Here is a 20,087-nt window from a genome sequence, read left to right on the forward strand (position 1 = left end):
GGAGGGAGAACTTGTGGGTGTTAAAGCCTGCAGGTTTCCCTTTTCCTTTTACACTGGAGGATTTACATTGAAAAACGAAATTCAATCGGTTTATGTTCATATTCCGTTCTGTGAGCAGATCTGTCACTATTGTGATTTCACCAAGTTTTTCTTTAATGAAAAGCTGGCTACAGAGTATATAGAGGCATTAGCAAATGAAATTAATACGAATGTACCAGGTGAGAAAAACAAAATCAAAACAATTTTTATCGGCGGAGGAACCCCTACTGCATTGACTTTAACGCAGCTTACATCCCTTTTAAAAATTATTGATACAAAATTTGATGTTTCAAGTTGCGAAGAATATACGATTGAAGCAAATCCAGGTGATTTTGATGAACAAAAGATACAGCTTCTTGCAGCATATGGTGTCAATCGAATCTCTCTAGGAGTACAGGTGTTTGATGACCAAAAGTTAGAAGAACTGGGGCGACTGCATAAGATTAAAGATGTTTATCAAACTGTAGATAGATTAAAACAACATGGTTTCTCAAATATAAGTCTTGATTTGATTTATGCTTTGCCGAACCAGACGGTAGACCAGTTCAAGGGATCATTAGAAGAAGCTATGTCTTTTGGACTTCCGCATTTGTCTACCTATGCATTGCAAATCGAACCAAAGACAGTATTTTATCAGAAGCATAAAAAAGGGAAACTTCATCGCCCAGCACAGGAAGAAGAAGTAGACATGTACCATTTACTAAGGGAGACGACGAAAGCTTATGGGATTGAGCAATACGAAATAAGTAATTTTGCGAAACCAGGCTACGAAAGTAAGCATAATTTAACTTACTGGGGTAATGAATATTATTACGGCTTTGGGGCTGGTGCATATGGCTATTTACCAGGTAAACGTTACGGGAATATCAAACCACTTCCAGCTTATACAAAGCAAGCAATGAAAGATGGCCACCCAATTCTTCATGTAGATACTATTACTAGGAAAGAAAGAATTGAAGAAGAAATGTTCCTAGGTCTTCGTAGAACGAAAGGGGTAAGTAAGAAGCATTTTCAAAATAAGTTTGGCATTGCCCCAGCAGATCTTTACAGTAATTCGATTGAGGAGCTTATTCGTAGAGATTGGTTGGCTGAAGATAAAGAATGGGTGCGTCTAACAGATGACGGGCTTCTTCTTGCAAACGAAGTATTTGAACGTTTCTTACTTGATGATCCGGTTACGATATAAGAAATGAAGAAAACCAATCTTTTTTTAATGTTGGTTCTTATGTGGAATTTTCAATTTGTGAGGCATGGTCGTTGACAAAAAAAATATGATTTGATAATTTAATATTAGAATTAGCACTCGCTGCTAGAGAGTGCTAACAGGGGTGATCATCATGTTAACGGAAAGGCAGTTATTAATACTACAAGTCATTGTTGATGATTTCATCGAGTCAGCTCATCCTGTTGGGTCTAGAGCTATTTCAAAGAAAGAGCATATACCATTTAGTGCTGCAACAATTCGCAACGAAATGGCAGATTTAGAAGAGCAAGGCTACCTGGAAAAGACACATTCTTCCTCTGGGAGAGTCCCGTCTGAAAAGGGCTATCGCTATTATGTTGATCATTTGATTTCTCCTGCGGGGCAAACTCACAAGGGGAATGTGATCAGCCATATGTTAAAGGATGGGTTTTTCGAATTTGAACAGATTGTTCAAATGTCAGCTGAAGTACTGTCTGAATTAACCAACTATACATCCATTATTTTGGGGCCGGAATTATTCGAAACGAAGTTGAAGCAAGTACAGTTGATTACGTTATCGACACATACAGCTGTAGCTATCCTTGTTACGAATACAGGTCATGTTGAACACAGATCGTTTTCCATTCCGGCTGAAGTAAACCCATCAGACTTGGAAAGAATGGTAAACATCTTGAATAATCGGCTGCATGATGTTCCTATTTTGAAGCTGCAAGAGATTTTCAACACAGAAGTTGCAGCTATGATGAAGATGTATGTAGAGGATTTTGATCGATCCTATGATTACCTTAAAGCAGCATTTTTGTCAGATCACCCGGTCAAACTTTATATTGGTGGTAAATCTAATATTTTAAGACAGCCTGAATTTAACGATGTGGATAAAATCCGCTCTTTCTTTACCATGATGGATAAAGAAGAAGAAATAATTAGCCTGCTCAAACATACAGACCATGGTATTAATGTCTCGATCGGGAAAGAAAACGAAGTAGATGCAATTAAAGATTTCAGCTTAATTACCTCCTCCTACCAGTTAGGGGATGGGCAGCTTGGAACGATTGCATTACTAGGTCCGATGAGAATGGAATACAAAAAGGTCATTTCGCTGCTGAACATTGTATCGAATGAAATGACAGATGCATTGTACATGTGGTATAAAAACAATGAGTAAACAGTTGAAGGCAGACCATTTTATCTACAGTACATGAAGTGGTATAGTTTAACAGGATGATTTAATAGGAGGTGGCACATAGTGGAAAACGAAGATAAAAACGTTATAAATGAAAATGAAACAGAAAATAATGAATCAGAACATATAGAAGTGATTGATTCAGAAGAAAGCATCATGGAAGAAGCTGGAAACGCAGGAGAGAGTCCGGACCCCTTACAACAAGAAGTGGACAAACTAAAGCAAGAAAAAGATGAAGTATACGGACGCTTTTTGCGATTGCAGGCTGAATTCGATAATTTTAAGAAAAGAACACAAAAACAAAAAGAAGCTGATCGCAAGTACAAATCACAAGACTTGGTAAATGATTTGTTACCTGCGGTTGATAACTTTGAAAGAGCCCTTCAGGTAGAAAGTTCTGAAGAAAATGCGGGGCTGGTTGAGGGAATTACAATGGTTTACCGTCAACTTAAGGATGCATTGAAGTCAGCTGGTGTGGAAGAAATTGAAACCACTGGCAAGGAATTCGATCCTAATCTTCATCACGCTGTAATGCAAATTGAAGATGCTGAATTAGAAGCGAACACCGTAGTAGAAGAGCTGCAAAAAGGTTATATGCTTAAAGATCGTGTTATTCGACCAGCAATGGTTAAAGTGAATAAATAAAGAGAAGCGCAGTTAAGGAGGAAATGGAAGATGAGTAAAATTATTGGAATTGACTTAGGTACTACTAACTCATGTGTGTCTGTAATGGAAGGTGGAGAAGCAGTTGTTATCCCTAACCCGGAAGGCAACCGTACTACACCATCTGTTGTAGCTTTTAAAAATGGTGAACGTCAAGTAGGGGAGGTTGCGAAACGTCAAGCAATTACTAACCCTAATACGATTCAATCTGTTAAGCGTCATATGGGAACAGATTATAAAGTTAAAATTGAAGACAAAGAGTATACACCACAGGAAGTATCAGCGATTATTCTTCAACATATTAAATCCTATGCAGAAGATTATATTGGTGAAAAGGTAGAAAAAGCTGTAATTACTGTACCTGCTTACTTTAATGACGCAGAGCGTCAAGCAACAAAAGATGCTGGTAAGATTGCTGGATTAGAAGTAGAGCGTATTATCAATGAACCAACTGCGGCAGCACTTGCATATGGTATTGATAAAGAAGATCAAGATCAAACTATCCTAGTTTATGACCTTGGTGGCGGTACGTTTGACGTATCCATTCTTGATATTGGTGATGGTACATTTGAGGTTGTTTCAACAGCAGGTGATAACAGACTTGGTGGGGATGACTTTGATAATGTAATTATTGATTACATGGTTCAAGAATTCAAAAAAGAAAACGGCATCGATCTTTCTAAAGATAAAATGGCGACACAACGTCTTAAAGATGCAGCTGAAAAAGCAAAAAAAGATCTTTCTGGTGTATCTCAAACACAAATTTCACTACCATTTATTACAGCTGGTGAAGCAGGACCACTTCATTTAGAAATGAACATGACGCGTGCTAAATTTGAAGAGCTTTCTTCAGAATTAGTTGAACGTACAATGGTTCCAACAAGAAAAGCATTGCGAGATGCAGATCTTTCTTCAAATGATATTGATAAAGTTATTCTTGTTGGTGGTTCCACACGTATTCCAGCGGTACAAGAAGCAATTAAACGAGAAATCGGGCAGGATCCTTCAAAAGGTGTTAACCCTGATGAGGTTGTAGCACTAGGTGCAGCAATTCAAGGTGGAGTGCTTCAAGGTGATGTGAAAGATGTTGTTTTACTTGATGTAACACCACTATCTCTTGGTATTGAAACAATGGGATCTGTCTTTACTAAATTAATCGAGCGTAATACAACCATTCCAACTAGTCATTCACAGGTATTCTCAACTGCTGCTGACAACCAAACAGCTGTTGATATTCATGTTATGCAAGGTGAACGTGAAATGGCGGCAGATAACAAAACACTTGGCCGTTTCCAACTAACAGATATCCCACCAGCACCAAGAGGAGTACCTCAAATCGAAGTATCCTTTGATATTGATGCTAATGGTATCGTAAATGTACGTGCTAAAGACATGGGTACGAACAAAGAGCAATCTATTACCATTAAATCTTCTTCTGGTCTATCTGACGAGGAAGTAGAAAAAATGGTTCAAGAAGCAGAAGAAAATGCTGATGCAGATAAAAAGCGTCGTGAAGAAGTAGAACTGCGCAATGAAGCAGATCAGCTTGTCTTTACTACTGATAAGACTATTAAAGATCTTGGAGACAATGTATCTGACGAAGAAAAACAAAAAGCAGAAGCTGCAAAAGAAGAATTAAAATCTGCAATCGAGTCTGATGACCTTGATCAAATTAAAGAGAAAAAAGATGCATTGCAAGAACAAGTTCAACAGCTGTCTGTTAAGATGTATGAACAAATGCAAAAAGATGCAGAAGCTCAACAAGGTCAAGAAGGCCAAGAAAACAGTGGCGATGATGTAGTCGATGCTGACTATCAAGAAGTAGATGACGAAGAAGGTAAAGAAAATAAATAATGCAGGATATCTCGCTATAATATAAATATAGTGGGGAGAGATCTTACCCTGTAATCCAAAGTCAAAGTCAGGATTCTCTTGGCTTTGACTTTTTTACACATTGTGAAAGTAAAAAAATCACCTATATAGGATTTTGTTGTTTCAAGTGTTCAAATTCATTTTGTTGAGTGGTTGTGGTTTTTACAGAAAGCTAAAACCGATTTGCCATGCGAGTTAACTTGATGATATGATAAAATTTATGCAATAGTGTGTGTCGGGAGAGTGATGGAGTTGAGTAAGCGAGATTATTATGACGTTCTTGGGGTAAGTAAAGAGGCTCCAAAAGAAGAAATAAAGAAAGCTTATCGTAAATTGGCAAGAAAATATCATCCAGACGTGAATAAAGAAGCAGATGCATCAGAAAAATTTAAAGAAGCAAAAGAAGCTTATGAGGTGCTTAGTAACGAGCAGAAACGTGCTCAATATGATCAATTTGGTCATGCAGATCCTCAAGGACAGGGATTCGGTGGATTTGGCGGCGGAGCTCAAGACTTCGGTGGTTTCGGAGATATCTTTGATATGTTCTTCGGCGGCGGGGGTAGACGAAGAGACCCCAATGCACCGCAACAAGGCGCTGATTTACAATATACTATGGTTCTCGATTTTAAAGAGGCCATATTTGGCAAGGAAACAGATATTACAATTCCTAAAGAAGAAAACTGTGATACATGTGATGGGTCTGGAGCTAAACCTGGGACTAAAACAAAAACATGTTCGCACTGTAACGGTTCTGGACAGTTAAATATGGAACAGAACACTCCTTTCGGTAGGGTTGTAAACAAACGAGTTTGTAATTACTGTAGCGGTACCGGTAAAATAATTCCTGAAAAGTGTAATACTTGTGGAGGAAATGGAAAAGTCAAGAAGCATAAAAAAATCCATATTACCATACCAGCCGGAATAGATGAAGGACAGCAAATTCGAGTTACTGGTAAGGGTGAAGCAGGCGTAAACGGAGGACCTCCAGGCGATTTATATGTCGTGGTTCAGGTGAGAAGAGATGAATTCTTTGAACGTGAAGGAGATCATATTTTCTGTGAATTGCCACTAACCTTTGCACAGGCTGCACTTGGTGATGAAGTAGAAGTTCCGACGGTTCATGGAAATGTAATGCTTAAAATACCAGCCGGAACCCAAACAGGCAAAACTTTCCGTATGAAAGGGAAAGGGGCACCCAATGTTCGTGGTTATGGACAAGGTGACCAACATATTAAAGTCAAAATAGTTACACCTACCAAGTTAACTGAGAAACAAAAAGAATTATTAAGGGAATTTAATGATATAGCTGGGAATGAAGCTACAGATGAGCAGGAGAGTTCTCTGTTCCAGCGATTTAAAAAAGCTTTTAAAAGTGAATAAGCGGTGCGTTAAGCACCGTGTACATATTATGAGAATAGGAAAGATTGAAAGCTGGTGCTTTAGATAAATAGTTTCTTAATTTCTCAAGAGAAATGGGTGAGCGGTAATGAAATGGTCAGAGGTCTGTATTCATACAACAAATGAAGCAATTGAGCCAATATCTAACATTCTTCATGAAACAGGGGCAAGTGGCCTGGTGATTGAAGACCCAATGGACTTAGTGAAAGCACATGCGACTCCATTTGGTGAAGTATTTGAACTTGACCCTTCTGAATATCCTGAGGAAGGAGTCTATATTAAGGCATACCTTCCAGTTAATAGCTTTTTTGGAGAGACAGTTGAAGAGATTAAACAGGCGATTAATGAATTAATGCTTTATGATATTGACCTCGGAAAGAACCAAATCTCTCTAAGTGAAGTAAATGAGGAAGAGTGGGCTACTGCTTGGAAAAAGTATTACAAGCCTGTTAAGATCTCAAAAAGAATTACGATTACACCAACTTGGGAAGAGTATGAGCCCGTAACAAGTGATGAGATTATCATTGAGTTAGACCCAGGTATGGCATTTGGTACAGGTACCCACCCAACTACGGTTTTAAGTATCCAAGCCTTAGAGCAATTTTTGGCAGTAGGAGATAACGTAATCGACGTCGGTTCAGGTTCAGGTGTGTTGAGTATTGCAGCTGCTTTGTTAGGCGCAGAAAAAGTAGATGCCTTTGATTTAGATGACGTAGCTGTGACGAGTACACGATTAAATGCCAAGCTAAACAAATTAGGTGAGAAGATACATACAAAGCAAAATAATCTTCTTGACCATGTGAACGACCAGGCTGACGTCATTGTATCGAATATACTCGCTGAAATCATTGTACGCTTTGTTGATGACGCGTGGAGAAACTTGAAGTCAGGTGGCTACTTTATTACTTCAGGAATAATTCAAAATAAAAAACAACTTGTAAAAGATAAATTAGAGGAACAAGGCTTCACGATTATCCAAGTCAATGAGCTAGAAGACTGGGTCTCCATTGTAGCAAGAAAAGCATAGAGCGCCGCATGGAGTCGTCAAATATAAGTAGATATTAATAGTAATATGGAGGTAGGTGTGTGAGGCGTGCAGCAATACTTTGTACCTGAGGAAAATTGGCAAGCCGAATCCGTGACGATTTCCGGTGATGATGTCCATCATATTAACCGTGTTGTTCGACTAAAAGCAGAAGATGAAATAATTTGCAGCCACCCAGCTGGGCATGCCGCACGCTGCATTATAGCTTCTATTGAGTCAGACGCAGTTCATGCTACCGTGATAGAGTGGCTAGACAATTCTGTTGAACTACCAGTTGATGTTACCATTGCGCAAGGCTTACCCAAAGGGGATAAATTAGACCTTATCATTCAGAAGGGAACCGAGCTAGGTGCCAAAGCTTTTATACCTGTTCAGGCTAAGCGTTCTGTAGTAAAGTGGGACGATAAAAAACGCCACAAGAAAAAAGAGCGATTTGAAAAAATAGCGAAAGAAGCAAGCGAGCAAAGCCATCGAAACCTTATTCCACAGATAAAAACAATTATGTCATTATCAGAGTTAATCGACGAAAGTAACCAATATGATGTGAAAATTTTTGCCTATGAAGAAGAAGCAAAAACAACCAACTATCAATCGTTTAGTACGATTTTGCAGGGGATGAAAGAAGGACAAAAATTGTTAGTGCTCATTGGTCCTGAAGGCGGTATTTCGGAAGATGAAGCAGCACAGTTAAAAGAAAGTGAATTTAGTCCCGTTCGTTTAGGGCCACGTATTTTACGTACTGAAACAGCTGCCCTGTATATGCTTGCGAGTGTTTCTTATCATTTTGAAGAATTGAGGTGGAATGAATGCCAACAGTAGCATTTCATACATTAGGGTGTAAAGTGAATCATTATGAAACAGAGGGGATTTGGCGAATGTTCATGGATAACGGCTATGAGCGAGTGGATTTCGACCATGACTCTGATGTTTATGTAATTAATACTTGTACTGTAACCAATACAGGAGACAAAAAAAGCAGACAGGTAATCAGACGTGCAATTCGGAAAAATCCGGAAGCCATTGTTTGTGTAACAGGTTGTTATGCGCAAACTTCCCCTGGTGAAATCATGGAAATACCTGGAGTCGATGTTGTTGTCGGCACACAGGACCGTAAGAACATGATTAAATACATTGAAGAACATAAACAGACTCGTGAACCAATTAATGGTGTAACCAACATAATGAAAAACCGTGTTTTTGAAGAAATGGATGTTCCTGAATTCACTGATAGAACACGTGCCTCACTGAAGATTCAAGAGGGCTGTAATAATTTCTGTACCTTCTGTATTATTCCTTGGTCTCGAGGCTTACTTCGTTCAAGAGATCCTGAAAGTGTAATTAAACAGGCACAGAACTTAGTGGACGCTGGTTACAAAGAAATTGTCCTAACAGGAATTCACACAGCAGGGTATGGGGAAGACCGTAAAGATTATAACTTTGCAATGTTGCTTAAGGATCTGGAAACAAAAGTAGAAGGGTTAAAGCGTATCCGCATTTCTTCAATTGAAGCCAGTCAAATTACAGACGAAGTAATTGAAGTGTTAGATCAATCCGAAAAAATTGTTCGCCATTTGCATATTCCCTTACAATCAGGCTCAGATACTGTTCTTGCCAGAATGCGTCGGAAATATTCTAGCGATTTTTATAAAGAGAAGGTTATGAAAATACGTAAAGCCTTGCCAGGACTTGCAATTACATCAGATGTTATTGTTGGGTTCCCAGGTGAAACGGATGAAGAGTTCCAAGAGACCTATGCGTTTATTAAAGAAATTGGATATTCTGAGTTACACGTATTTCCTTTTTCCAGAAGAACGGGGACACCTGCCGCAAGAATGGACATCCAAGTGGAAGAGGATGTTAAAAATGACCGTGTCCACAAACTTATTGAGCTATCTGATCAACTTGCAAAAGAATATGCTTCAGATTTTGAGAATCAGGTACTTGAAGTAATACCGGAAGAGCGAGTCCATGATGAAAACAATCCGGAAATGCTTGTAGGTTATACTGACAATTATCTTAAAGTACGTTTTGAAGGAACACACGATATGATAGGAAAGCTTGTTCGAGTAAAAATTAACCAGGCCGGCTACCCATATAACGAGGGAACATTTGTTAGGGTGATGGAAGATGCTCCAGCAGTAGCAGCGAAATAAAATTAGATTTCTACTATGCTACATGATATTATGGAAGAAAAGCACGTGCTGCAAAAGAGGAAGGATGACACGATGAGTAAAAATTTAGCAAGCTATATAGATCATACCCTATTAAAACCCGCTACAACACAAGAACAAATTGAAAAAATTGTGGAAGAAGCAAAAGAATACCACTTTGCATCTGTTTGCGTAAACCCATATTGGGTTCCGCTTTGTTATAAACATCTAAAAGACACGGATGTAAAGGTTTGTACTGTAATTGGCTTCCCACTTGGTGCTAATTCCACACAGACAAAAGTCTTTGAAACAAAACAAGCTGTTAGCGATGGGGCTACAGAGGTAGATATGGTAATCAATGTTGGTGAACTAAAAGCTAAACATGATGACCTGGTAAAAGCAGATATTCAAGCAGTTGTTGAAGAAGCTAAAGGACAAGCGTTAACGAAAGTTATTATTGAAACATCATTGCTAAACGACGAAGAAAAAGTACGTGCATGTAAGCTTGCAAAACAGGCCGGAGCTGATTTTGTTAAAACATCCACTGGTTTTTCTGGGGGTGGAGCATCAGTAGAGGATATTAAACTTATGCGCGAAACGGTTGGCCCAGATATGGGTGTGAAAGCTTCCGGTGGTGTTAGAGACCTAGCTTCCACAGAGGCGATGATAGATGCTGGTGCAACTAGAATAGGCGCAAGCGCTGGGATTGATATCATTAACGGCAATACTGGAGCTTCCGATTATTAAAGTTTTTATGCAAAACTTTAACAGAATGTAAATAATTTGTTGACCAATAACTAGGAATATATTATACTTTAACAAGGCATGTGATAGCAGATTACATATGCCGGTACAATTCTTTTTTGTGCTTCGGAGGGAGGGAAATTAGCATGTCAAATACAACTCGCGTTCGTAAAAACGAGTCTCTTGAGGATGCTCTTCGTCGCTTCAAGCGTAGTGTGTCAAAAAGTGGTACACTGCAGGAATATCGCAAGCGTGAACATTATGAAAAACCTAGTGTTAAGCGTAAGAAGAAATCTGAAGCTGCTAGAAAGCGTAAATTCTAAAGTGGGTGCAAGAGCATGGGATTACTTGAACAGCTGAATCAAGATATGAAGCAGGCAATGAAGCAGAAGGATAAAGAAAAACTAAGCGTTATCCGTATGGTTAAATCTTCATTGCAAAATGAATCAATTAAGCTTGGTAAAGACTCAATTAGTGAGGATGAAGAATTAACAATCCTTTCAAGAGAGTTAAAGCAAAGAAAAGATTCCCTCCAAGAATTCAAATCAGCTGGACGCGAAGATCTTGTTAAAAAACTTGAAGTTGAAATCAATATTTTGCAAGAATATATGCCGAAACAGCTTACAGAAGAAGAGCTTGAGGTAATTGTTCAGTCAACGATTCGGGAAGTTAACGCAACATCTAAGAAAGATATGGGTAAAGTGATGAGTGCTGTCATGCCAAAGGTTAAAGGTAAGGCAGATGGCTCTCGGATAAACAAACTCGTACAACAGCATTTGGACTAATCTAAATATAAAAAATCCCTGCTAGCAATAGCGGGGATTTTTTATATACGAACTTTTCTTCTCAACCATATTTTTTGTAACTTGTATCAATTATTATAGTCTAAGTAAGTTTGTTTAAAATTTACAAACAGTCTCGAATGTATGATACTATTTAGAGGAGTATAAAGAAAAATGAAACTTTACGCCTTACTATTCCGTATATAAAGAGGAACCGTTTAGAGGAGGTGAATCCTATATTGTCAAGAAAGAGGCTGCTACCATACATAGTACTAATATTTACCGTTTTATTTTTATGTAGCCCTTTTATAAAAAGCATTGCTCATGCTGATAATGGGGCAGGTAAAACAGTTTATGTGATTCCTATTGAAAAGGAAGTAGAACGGGGTCTGGAAGCTTTTTTGAAAAGAACGACAGATGAAGCTGTTGAACAGGGTGCAGATCGTATCATCTTTGAAATAAATACACCAGGAGGTCGAGTGGATTCTGCTGGACAGATAGCAGGCCATTTACAGGCGTTGGAAATTCCAACTACATCATTCGTAGTAAATGAAGCATTGTCCGCCGGCTCATACATCGCATTAAATACGGATACAATATACATGCGTCCACAAGCGACCATGGGTGCAAGTGGTGTTATTACTTCAGATGGAAATGCTGCAGATAAAAAAGCACAATCTGCGTGGCTTGCATCGATGCGAAGTGCTGCGGAGTCTAAAGGCAGAGATCCGCTATATGCAGCTGCCATGGCAGATCCAAGTATTGATCTACCCGAGTATGGTGCAGGAGAGGGAGAGTATTTAACCTTAACTCCAAGTATTGCAACAGAAGTTGATTATTCAGAGGGTACGGTTGATGACAGAGTAGAACTATTAAATGAGCTTGGTCTTTCTGACGCTACTATTGTTGAAAAAGAAACAACAATAGCTGAGGAGGTAGCTAGATTTCTGACCAATCCAATTGTCATTCCGATCCTACTATCAGTAGCCAGTCTCGGCTTGATTGTAGAACTTTATTCTCCAGGTTTTGGTGTGCCAGGATCCATGGGCATTATCGCGTTAATCTTATTTTTCTATGGCCACTTTGTAGCAGGTTTGGCAGGTATGGAAGCCATGATCCTTCTCCTACTAGGAGTTGTGCTACTAATTGTAGAATTTTTTGTCCCAGGGGGGATTCTTGGGTTATTGGGAATTGGCGCTATCATTGGATCTCTGCTGATGTCTGGGTATGACATTGGCCATATGTCTATGAGTATCGCAATAGCCTTTATGGTCGCTGTTATTGCCTCCGTCATTTTATTTAGAAGAATTGGCCTAGACAAAGGGGTCTTTCGCCATATCATTCTAAGAGACCAAACAACTACTGATCTGGGATATGTGTCAACAGCAAATCGCTTAGAGCTATTAGGGCTGGAAGGTAAGACGGTTACGCCACTTCGTCCTGCCGGTACAGCAGTGTTTGACAATGAGCGTCTCGATGTAGTGTCAGAAGGTAGTTTCATTGAAACAGACCGTAACGTGAAGATCGTTAAGGTAGAAGGAGCTCGTATTGTAGTTAGAGAAATCTAACTTTAATAAATAAAACAATTAACAGGAGGAACTTACATGGAAATACAAGATCTAATGCCGTTAATCATTATAGCGGTAATATTGATTGCAGTAGCAATTTTATTTACTTTCATACCCGTGATGCTATGGATTAGCGCACTAGCTGCCGGTGTGAAAGTGGGCATCTTTACATTGATTGGTATGCGTCTTCGTCGTGTTGTGCCAAATCGTGTTATTAACCCATTGATTAAAGCACATAAAGCCGGACTTGATGTGACAACGAACCAGCTTGAGAGTCATTATCTTGCTGGTGGTAATGTGGACAGAGTAGTTAATGCGCTAATTGCCGCTCACAGAGCAAATATCGAGCTTCCTTTTGAACGAGGAGCAGCTATTGACCTTGCTGGGCGTGACGTACTGGAAGCTGTACAAATGAGTGTAAATCCTAAAGTAATTGAAACGCCATTTATTGCCGGTATTGCGATGGATGGTATTGAAGTAAAAGCAAAAGCGAGAATTACAGTTAGAGCAAACATTGACCGTTTGGTCGGTGGTGCGGGCGAAGAAACTGTTATTGCCCGTGTTGGTGAAGGTGTGGTAAGTACAATTGGTAGCTCAGAAGCTCATACCAAAGTACTGGAAAATCCGGATTCCATCTCACATAATGTGTTAAATCGTGGACTTGATGCTGGTACAGCCTTTGAAATCCTTTCGATCGATATTGCAGACGTGGATATCGGGAAAAACATCGGAGCCATTCTGCAAACTGATCAGGCAGAGGCTGATAAAAACATCGCTCAAGCAAAAGCCGAAGAACGTCGTGCGATGGCTGTTGCTCAAGAACAGGAAATGGTTGCTAGAGTACAAGAAATGCGTGCTAAAGTGGTAGAAGCAGAGGCAGATGTTCCATTGGCTCTTGCAGAAGCATTACGTTCAGGGAATCTTGGGGTAATGGATTATATGAATTATAGAAATATTGATGCAGATACTGACATGCGTGACTCGCTTGGTAAATTGTCTGAAAATCACGATGACAACGATCAAAACTAAGCGCTTTGGTATTAAAGGAGGCGTTTCGTAAATGGATGCTATATCCAATTTAATGGAAGCGATTTTTGGCAATATTTTCATCCTAATTGCCATTGTTGCCGGTATTATTGGCTTTTTCAAAAATGGTTCTGATAATAAGGGAGATCAACAGTCTCCCAATCAGCCCCGGCCAACTTCAACACCGTCGGGAAGAACGAATATGCCGAGCCAAAGAACATCTACTTCCACAAACACTCAACATAGTACAGTAGATACTTCTTCTGTTGAGGAGAGGCATCAACGCCAACTTGATCAGTTGGCTGATAGGTATGCTACAACTAAACGCTCTGCAAATAGCATTCCAGACAATCTGCAGAGAAGCTCCTCGTTGAGGGAAGGAAAAGAAAAGAAAGAAGAACAGTTATCTACCAAACAAAAAAAGTTTAAGAAACGGTTCGACCGCAACCTCACAAAGCAAGGTGTTGCAAATGGGGTAATCATGGCTGAGATACTTGGACCACCAAGAGCTAAGAAGCCTTATCGAAGTGTAACGTCAGAAAGAAAATAATAGATAATCCAGAATGAGGAATATATCCTTCCTTGTTCTGGATTTTTTTATTGGAATTGCTTGTTAAGACAGGTTGTTTTCTACGTTTCCAGTTCTTATTAAAGTATTGGAAACATAAATATGTAGAGGAGAGGGGGCTGCATCTGTGAAGAAATTGCAACAAGGCATTCGCCCATGGTTAATAAAATATCTTGCGCTTCCTTCTGATATAGTGCTTGAACTTCCACGCATCACTATTATAGGACAGTTACATGTCTACATTGAGAATCATAAAGGCCTGGCCACATATTCTGAAACAGAGCTCAAGCTAAAAATAAATAAAGGATTTATTCAAATAACGGGATCGGCCTTTGTATTAAAGATGATGCTACCGGAAGAAATCTTATTAGAAGGCACCATTCAGGAAGTGAAGTTTGTACCAGAATAACTAGTGTGTTGAGGGGGAAAAAATGAAACAGGTACAGGATTCTTATCTGACAGGTTATGTTACATTATCCGTCACAGGTGAAAAGCCTGAGCTTTTTTTTCAACATTGTACAAGCGCTGGAATAACGGTTTGGAATGTTAGAAAGATAGCGCCTGATAGGTGTGATGGCAACTTAAAGCTACGAGATATTAAATATATTCGTAAACTTAATAAACAAACCAATTACAAATTAAAATTTACCGATAGAAAGGGCTATCCCTTTTTATTTCGAAGATTTGTTAGACGTAAGGAATTATTGCTTGGCATAATCCTTAGCATGTTTCTAATTTTATTTCTTTCTAATATTATCTGGGAGGTAAAAATAACAGGGGTTCCTAAAGATATTGAAGAAAAAATTAACAAGCAACTACAAAGCGATGGCATACATCCAGGGGCTTGGATTTTCTCATTAAAGTCCCCGAATGAGATTCAACAGAAATTAGTTAAGGATGTACCTGAGCTATTATGGGTCGGTGTGGAGCAAAAAGGGACAACCTTCTCTCTTGAAGGGGTAGAGAAAATCATTGTCGAAGAAGAAGAGCCTATAGGACCGAGGGATCTAGTAGCAACCAAAAAGGGGATCATCAAGAAGATGTATGTCTCAAATGGGCTAGCAAAAGTTCAAGTTAACGATTATGTGAAACCAGGTGATAAGCTTGTTTCAGGTGTTATAAACGAGACAACTAAAGAAGATAATAAGGAAGAAGATAAAAAGAAGGAAGAAAAAAAAGAGCTAGTAGCAGCTGAAGGTGAGATTATTGCAACGACTTGGTATGAAGTGAACGTGACAGCTCCATTGGAAACAAGCTATGAGAGCTTAACAGGGAATAAAGAAAAAAAATTCTTCTTAAAAACTGGAAATTTTCATTTGCCAGTATGGGGTTTTGGTACACCAGATTACAAACATATTCATAGAGAAATAAATCAGAACAAGATAAAATTTTTAAAATGGGAGTTGCCTGTAGAATTTGTTGAAACCACTTTGAATGAAAAAACGTATACTAGTGTAGAACGTTCTCAGGAGGAAGCGGTTAAAGCAGGAATAGAACAGGCAAAACAAGAGTTGACACTCCAACTTGGCCCTGATGCGGTAATCGTTTCCGAAAAAGTTTTGCATGAAACAATCGAGAATGGTAAAGTTAAATTAAACTTATATATTAACGTTGAAGAGAACATAGCTAAAGCCCAACCTTTAACCCAAGGAGATTGATTATGTCAGAGAACCTAACGGAAATTGATTTACAACTCAACAGTCCAAATGAAGCGTTAGCCTTGTTTGGAACAAACGATAAATATCTTCTTCAATTGGAAGAACAGTTGAATGTCTCTATTGTTACAAGGGGAGAAGTTGTTCGCGTATCAGGAGATGAGACCAATATTACGCTTGTTCAGAACATACTCTTAACCATGTTATCTCTTATTAGAAAAGGGTTAACCATTTCTGAACGCGATGTCGTATATGCTGTTGACCTGGCAAAAAAAGGTAAGATTGATCAGTTTGAGACGTTATTTGAGGATGAGATAACTAAAAATGTTAAAGGGAAATCCATCCGTGTCAAAACGCTTGGTCAAAAGAAGTATATTGCTTCTATTAAAGCAAATGATCTTGTGTTTGGAATTGGACCAGCAGGAACCGGTAAAACGTATCTAGCGGTTGTAATGGCTGTACATGCTCTAAAAAATGGCAATATCAAGAAGATCATCTTAACACGACCAGCTGTGGAAGCAGGAGAAAGCCTAGGTTTCTTACCTGGTGACCTAAAGGAGAAAGTTGATCCATACCTTCGTCCCTTGTATGATGCTTTGCACGATGTTTTAGGAGCAGAACATACGCAAAGGTTAATCGAACGGGAAACAATAGAAATTGCTCCTCTTGCTTATATGAGGGGGAGAACTTTGGATGACGCTTTTGTCATTTTAGATGAGGCTCAAAATACGACACCTGAACAAATGAAAATGTTTTTAACAAGATTAGGTTTTGGTTCAAAAATGGTTATTACCGGTGATGTTACCCAGATAGATCTTCCAAAAGGGAAAAAATCCGGATTACAGGCTGCTGCACAGATGCTTGATCAGGTAAAAGGTATTTCTTTTACCTACCTGGAGCAAACCGATGTTGTCCGTCATCCCCTTGTACAACGTATTATAAATGCGTACGAAAAAAGGGAATCAAGCTAAATAAGACCCTGAGAAGGGTCTTATTCTCTATTCATTTTAAAATTCAAACTATACAGAACTACTAAAAAGGGGTATTTCAGTTTTTCTATTTAGATGGATGTGGGGGGGAGAAATTGAAAAAGAACAAAGGGTTTAATAAGAGGGTTTATCGAAGTTTAAGAAAGAACTGGTTTCTTATATTAATATCGACCATGCTGCTAGCAGTTTTCTTCTTTTTCATAACACTGGGAAACGTACATACAGAGATATACAATATAGAACGGTTTGCAAATGCTACGGAAACAATCCGTTCTCCAATCACCATAGAGAATGAACAGGAAACACAGAGGAAAACGAGAGAGACCGTACAGTCTGTTGAAGACAGGTTCAATATCTCAGAAGAAATTACAGAGGAGCGTTTGTCTTATACGAACGAAGTTTTTGAAGCGATTTCAAAGCTTGAAGAAGAGAATCCAAATCCCGAAGAGAATAATGAAGATGCAACAAGGGTACCGCTGACTAGTCAGGAGAAGGTGCAGCGTTTAAAGCAGATTCTTTCGGATGAAATTACAGAGGAGTTAAGTGATGCTGTATTATCAAGTCTCGTTAACATGCCTCAAGCACAGCGTGAGAAAGGCAAAGAAGTACTTCTTGAAGCATTAAAAGCTACTTTTGAAACGGGTGTAAGAACAGAAAGCTTAGCTAGTGCAAGGTCAAATGCCAAGGAAATTATTGCATATTCCTCATTAAATGAAGATGTTACAAAAGTATTATCAGAATTAGCAAACTTTGCAGTAGTGGAAAATTCTATCTATGATGCAGAGAGTACAAGCGAAGCGCGTAAAAACGCTGCTAGTAGTGTAGAGCCGGTGATGATACGAGCTGGTGAAGTGATTGTACGTGAAGGTCAAACCATTACAAATGAAGTTTATGAAGAAATGAAGCTTGTTGGATTGCTTAACAATGAGCGTAATATATACCCAATCATTGGCTTAGGCTTCTTAGTCATTTTACTATCCTGTTTTGTGGCATATGAAATGAATTGGGTTACAAAAAAGTTTCACGCAGATAAGCGCAAAATTGCTTCCATTGTCCTGATAAGTGTCATTGTTGTTTCCTTGATGAAAATTGTTAGCTTATATACGACACAAAGTAATCAGTTATTCTTTGTAGTTCCGGTGGCGACGGGTGTGCTGCTCATTAAACAATTAATCCATGAGCGCTCAGCTATTGTTTTAAGTGTAATATACGCCGCTTTGGGAAGTATTATTTTCAATTATCAAATCCCAGGTTCACTAAATATTGAAGCTGGTATTTATTTTCTGCTATCACAGCTAGCAGCTATCATTTTTCTAATGAATGTGAAGGATCGTTTGGCGATTTTGAAGGCCGGAGCAGGGATGTCCATTGTAAATATTGTAACGCTACTATCATTTGTATTTCTATCCTTCGAAAAATATGCTATTGGAGATATATTTATTCAAACAGCATATGGAATCGGAGCGGCTTTCTTGTCAGCAGTATTAACTATAGGGTTGTTACCATTTTTTGAGACTGTCCTTGGTATCCTTTCTGATATTAAATTGTTGCAGCTTTCTAGTCCTAATCAGCCACTGCTAAAAAAACTATTGACAGAAGCACCCGGGACCTACCATCATTCGATTATGGTTGCTAATCTCAGTGAAACAGCGTGTGAAGCGATTGGAGCAAATGGTTTGTTAGCGAGGGTCGGGGCATATTATCATGACATGGGAAAAACCGTAAGGCCCCATTATTTTATTGAAAATCAGCTAGCCATAAAAAATCCACATGATGTGATTAGTCCGAAGCAAAGTGCAGAAATCATTATTAGCCATCCTTATGATGGAGCTGAAATGCTTCAAAAATATCGCATACCAAAAGAGATCATCGATATTGCATCCCAGCATCATGGAACAACACTACTAAAATATTTTTATTACAAAGAAAAGGATAAAAATAAAGATGTTAAGGAATCAGACTATCGTTACCCCGGGCCCAAACCCCAGACAAAAGAAGCTGCCATTATTTGTATTTGTGATTCTGTTGAAGCAGCTGTACGATCTTTAAAAGAACCGACTGAGGAAAAAATAGAGGAAATCGTAGCCTCCATTATTCGGGATAGAATGACAGATGGGCAGTTGGATGAAAGTCCATTAACGCTTCAAGATTTAAATTTAGTACAACGCACCATATGTGATACACTCAAGGGGATATTCCATTCAAGAATTCAATACCCAATGAAGGAGGCAAAATAGTATGTATATTGATTTTCATGACAGTACGAATACAGTGAATAGCGATTATATTGATATGCTTCAACAACTTATAACATTTGCAGCAAAAGAGGAAAAAATCTCTACTGAGGCTGAAATGTCGATTAATTTTGTAGATAACGATGAAATTCAAGAGCTGAACAGAAATTATCGACAAAAGGATGTTCCTACAGATGTCATCTCTTTTGCGATGCAGGAAACAGTTGAAGGCGAGTTAAACATCGTTGGCGACGAGATGCCACTTATTCTTGGTGACATCGTCATCTCTGTTGATAAGGCGAAAGAACAAGCTGAGGATTATAATCATTCACTTGAGCGTGAATTAGCATTTCTCACACTTCATGGTTTTCTTCATTTACTAGGATATGACCACATAAGAAAAGAAGACGAAGTGGTTATGTTTAAAAGACAAGAAGAAATCTTGGGTGCATTTGGCATTGAAAGATAATCGAAAGTCCATTGGCTTTAAATATGCCTGGAACGGTATTATAAGTGTGGTGAGGTCGGAAAGGAATTTCCGAATTCACCTGCTTGCAACTGTTCTCGTCATCACGGCTGGGTTGGTCATGCAACTGAGCCAGGTAGAATGGTTATTTATCGTAGTAGCGATAGGTAGCGTTCTAGTAACGGAATGTGTGAACAGTGCAATTGAAAAAATGCTTGACTACCTTAATCCAGAGATTCATCCAAAAGCAAAAGTAGTGAAGGATCTGTCTGCGGGGGCAGTGCTGCTTTGTGCTATTATGGCGACAGTAATAGGACTGATTGTTTTCATCCCTAAAATAGTGGGTATATAAAGTCCCGAGGAGGGGCTTTTTTTCACGTAGGTAATTAAAAATATTTTATCTTGAAGAAAACTCTAATACTCAGTAGGGAAGCAAAATTCGGATTATATTCGCTAAAAGTCGAGTGAACCCCTGATTTTTCTAATTTAAATAATAATTAA

Annotated in this window: 20 protein-coding genes; all 20 read left to right on the forward strand. The window is 38.8% G+C overall.

Going from position 1 to position 20,087, the window contains the following annotated elements; all coding sequences use genetic code 11:
* Positions 1-67 precede the first annotated feature (67 nt).
* The 20 genes from hemW (at position 68) to ACTWPF_RS09015 (ending at position 19,938) form a co-directional block, all read left to right on the forward strand.
* Positions 68-1,225, forward strand: coding sequence for a radical SAM family heme chaperone HemW (gene hemW, locus ACTWPF_RS08920; protein ID WP_443149001.1), 1,158 nt, complete (start codon positions 68-70; stop codon positions 1,223-1,225).
* Positions 1,226-1,376: 151 nt separating this feature from the next.
* Positions 1,377-2,408, forward strand: a complete 1,032-nt coding sequence (gene hrcA / locus ACTWPF_RS08925; RefSeq protein ID WP_443149002.1) for a heat-inducible transcriptional repressor HrcA — start codon at positions 1,377-1,379, stop codon at positions 2,406-2,408.
* An 81-nt stretch (positions 2,409-2,489) separates the two neighbouring features.
* A complete protein-coding gene (gene grpE, locus ACTWPF_RS08930; RefSeq protein ID WP_106896973.1) occupies positions 2,490-3,071 on the forward strand; it encodes a nucleotide exchange factor GrpE in 582 nt (193 codons plus the stop codon).
* Positions 3,072-3,101: 30 nt separating this feature from the next.
* Positions 3,102-4,943 (forward strand): molecular chaperone DnaK, encoded by a 1,842-nt coding sequence (dnaK, locus tag ACTWPF_RS08935; protein ID WP_238018815.1) that lies wholly within the window; start codon positions 3,102-3,104, stop codon positions 4,941-4,943.
* A gap of 270 nt (positions 4,944-5,213) precedes the next feature.
* Positions 5,214-6,341: a molecular chaperone DnaJ gene (dnaJ, locus tag ACTWPF_RS08940; RefSeq protein ID WP_443149003.1), complete on the forward strand. Its 1,128-nt coding sequence runs from the start codon at positions 5,214-5,216 to the stop codon at positions 6,339-6,341.
* A 106-nt stretch (positions 6,342-6,447) separates the two neighbouring features.
* Positions 6,448-7,386 carry a 50S ribosomal protein L11 methyltransferase gene (gene prmA, locus ACTWPF_RS08945; RefSeq protein WP_443149004.1) on the forward strand — a complete coding sequence of 313 codons (939 nt, stop codon included), beginning with the start codon at positions 6,448-6,450 and terminating at the stop codon, positions 7,384-7,386.
* Between the two features lie 66 nt (positions 7,387-7,452).
* On the forward strand, positions 7,453-8,223 hold the full coding sequence (locus ACTWPF_RS08950; RefSeq protein WP_443149005.1) for a 16S rRNA (uracil(1498)-N(3))-methyltransferase: 771 nt from the start codon (positions 7,453-7,455) through the stop codon (positions 8,221-8,223).
* The gene (gene mtaB / locus ACTWPF_RS08955; RefSeq protein WP_443149006.1) at positions 8,211-9,557 is read left to right on the forward strand and encodes a tRNA (N(6)-L-threonylcarbamoyladenosine(37)-C(2))-methylthiotransferase MtaB; all 1,347 of its coding nucleotides are present in this window, start codon (positions 8,211-8,213) and stop codon (positions 9,555-9,557) included. Before ACTWPF_RS08950 ends, mtaB begins: the two co-directional genes overlap by 13 nt.
* 72 nt (positions 9,558-9,629) lie before the next feature.
* The gene (deoC, locus tag ACTWPF_RS08960) at positions 9,630-10,301 is read left to right on the forward strand and encodes a deoxyribose-phosphate aldolase (RefSeq protein ID WP_443149007.1); all 672 of its coding nucleotides are present in this window, start codon (positions 9,630-9,632) and stop codon (positions 10,299-10,301) included.
* A gap of 143 nt (positions 10,302-10,444) precedes the next feature.
* On the forward strand, positions 10,445-10,621 hold the full coding sequence (gene rpsU, locus ACTWPF_RS08965; protein ID WP_010650937.1) for a 30S ribosomal protein S21: 177 nt from the start codon (positions 10,445-10,447) through the stop codon (positions 10,619-10,621).
* 15 nt (positions 10,622-10,636) lie between these two features.
* The gene (locus ACTWPF_RS08970) at positions 10,637-11,083 is read left to right on the forward strand and encodes a GatB/YqeY domain-containing protein (protein ID WP_036572509.1); all 447 of its coding nucleotides are present in this window, start codon (positions 10,637-10,639) and stop codon (positions 11,081-11,083) included.
* Between the two features lie 236 nt (positions 11,084-11,319).
* Positions 11,320-12,648, forward strand: a complete 1,329-nt coding sequence (locus ACTWPF_RS08975) for an NfeD family protein (protein ID WP_443149008.1) — start codon at positions 11,320-11,322, stop codon at positions 12,646-12,648.
* Between the two features lie 36 nt (positions 12,649-12,684).
* Positions 12,685-13,677, forward strand: coding sequence for a flotillin-like protein FloA (gene floA / locus ACTWPF_RS08980; protein ID WP_106896966.1), 993 nt, complete (start codon positions 12,685-12,687; stop codon positions 13,675-13,677).
* Positions 13,678-13,708: 31 nt separating this feature from the next.
* The gene (locus tag ACTWPF_RS08985; RefSeq protein ID WP_106896965.1) at positions 13,709-14,224 is read left to right on the forward strand and encodes a hypothetical protein; all 516 of its coding nucleotides are present in this window, start codon (positions 13,709-13,711) and stop codon (positions 14,222-14,224) included.
* 145 nt (positions 14,225-14,369) lie between these two features.
* Complete coding sequence (gene yqfC, locus ACTWPF_RS08990; protein WP_106896964.1) at positions 14,370-14,651, forward strand: sporulation protein YqfC; 282 nt, start codon at positions 14,370-14,372, stop codon at positions 14,649-14,651.
* 22 nt (positions 14,652-14,673) lie between these two features.
* Positions 14,674-15,900 carry a sporulation protein YqfD gene (gene yqfD / locus ACTWPF_RS08995; protein WP_238018821.1) on the forward strand — a complete coding sequence of 409 codons (1,227 nt, stop codon included), beginning with the start codon at positions 14,674-14,676 and terminating at the stop codon, positions 15,898-15,900.
* A 2-nt stretch (positions 15,901-15,902) separates the two neighbouring features.
* On the forward strand, positions 15,903-16,868 hold the full coding sequence (locus ACTWPF_RS09000) for a PhoH family protein (protein ID WP_106896962.1): 966 nt from the start codon (positions 15,903-15,905) through the stop codon (positions 16,866-16,868).
* A 113-nt stretch (positions 16,869-16,981) separates the two neighbouring features.
* A complete protein-coding gene (locus tag ACTWPF_RS09005) occupies positions 16,982-19,123 on the forward strand; it encodes an HD family phosphohydrolase (protein WP_443149009.1) in 2,142 nt (713 codons plus the stop codon).
* 1 nt (position 19,124) lies between these two features.
* Positions 19,125-19,589, forward strand: coding sequence for an rRNA maturation RNase YbeY (ybeY, locus tag ACTWPF_RS09010; RefSeq protein ID WP_106896961.1), 465 nt, complete (start codon positions 19,125-19,127; stop codon positions 19,587-19,589).
* Positions 19,579-19,938 (forward strand): diacylglycerol kinase family protein, encoded by a 360-nt coding sequence (locus tag ACTWPF_RS09015; protein ID WP_238018822.1) that lies wholly within the window; start codon positions 19,579-19,581, stop codon positions 19,936-19,938. The genes ybeY and ACTWPF_RS09015 overlap by 11 nt, the downstream gene beginning before the upstream one ends.
* Positions 19,939-20,087 lie beyond the last annotated feature (149 nt).

Origin of the sequence: Oceanobacillus sp. M65 (genome assembly GCF_052246275.1) — a bacterium.
In the GTDB taxonomy this organism is placed as follows: domain Bacteria; phylum Bacillota; class Bacilli; order Bacillales; family Amphibacillaceae; genus Oceanobacillus_B; species Oceanobacillus_B jordanicus.

Bases quoted from the DNA above. Each gene is read 5' to 3' on its own strand.
- hrcA (WP_443149002.1), top strand. From the start codon at position 1,377: ATGTTAACGGAAAGGCAGTTATTAATACTACAAGTCATTGTTGATGAT.
- dnaK (WP_238018815.1), top strand. From the start codon at position 3,102: ATGAGTAAAATTATTGGAATTGACTTAGGTACTACTAACTCATGTGTG.
- prmA (WP_443149004.1), top strand. From the start codon at position 6,448: ATGAAATGGTCAGAGGTCTGTATTCATACAACAAATGAAGCAATTGAG.
- mtaB (WP_443149006.1), top strand. From the start codon at position 8,211: ATGCCAACAGTAGCATTTCATACATTAGGGTGTAAAGTGAATCATTAT.
- deoC (WP_443149007.1), top strand. From the start codon at position 9,630: ATGAGTAAAAATTTAGCAAGCTATATAGATCATACCCTATTAAAACCC.
- rpsU (WP_010650937.1), top strand. From the start codon at position 10,445: ATGTCAAATACAACTCGCGTTCGTAAAAACGAGTCTCTTGAGGATGCT.
- ACTWPF_RS08970 (WP_036572509.1), top strand. From the start codon at position 10,637: ATGGGATTACTTGAACAGCTGAATCAAGATATGAAGCAGGCAATGAAG.
- floA (WP_106896966.1), top strand. From the start codon at position 12,685: ATGGAAATACAAGATCTAATGCCGTTAATCATTATAGCGGTAATATTG.
- ACTWPF_RS08985 (WP_106896965.1), top strand. From the start codon at position 13,709: ATGGATGCTATATCCAATTTAATGGAAGCGATTTTTGGCAATATTTTC.
- yqfD (WP_238018821.1), top strand. From the start codon at position 14,674: ATGAAACAGGTACAGGATTCTTATCTGACAGGTTATGTTACATTATCC.
- ACTWPF_RS09000 (WP_106896962.1), top strand. From the start codon at position 15,903: ATGTCAGAGAACCTAACGGAAATTGATTTACAACTCAACAGTCCAAAT.
- ybeY (WP_106896961.1), top strand. From the start codon at position 19,125: ATGTATATTGATTTTCATGACAGTACGAATACAGTGAATAGCGATTAT.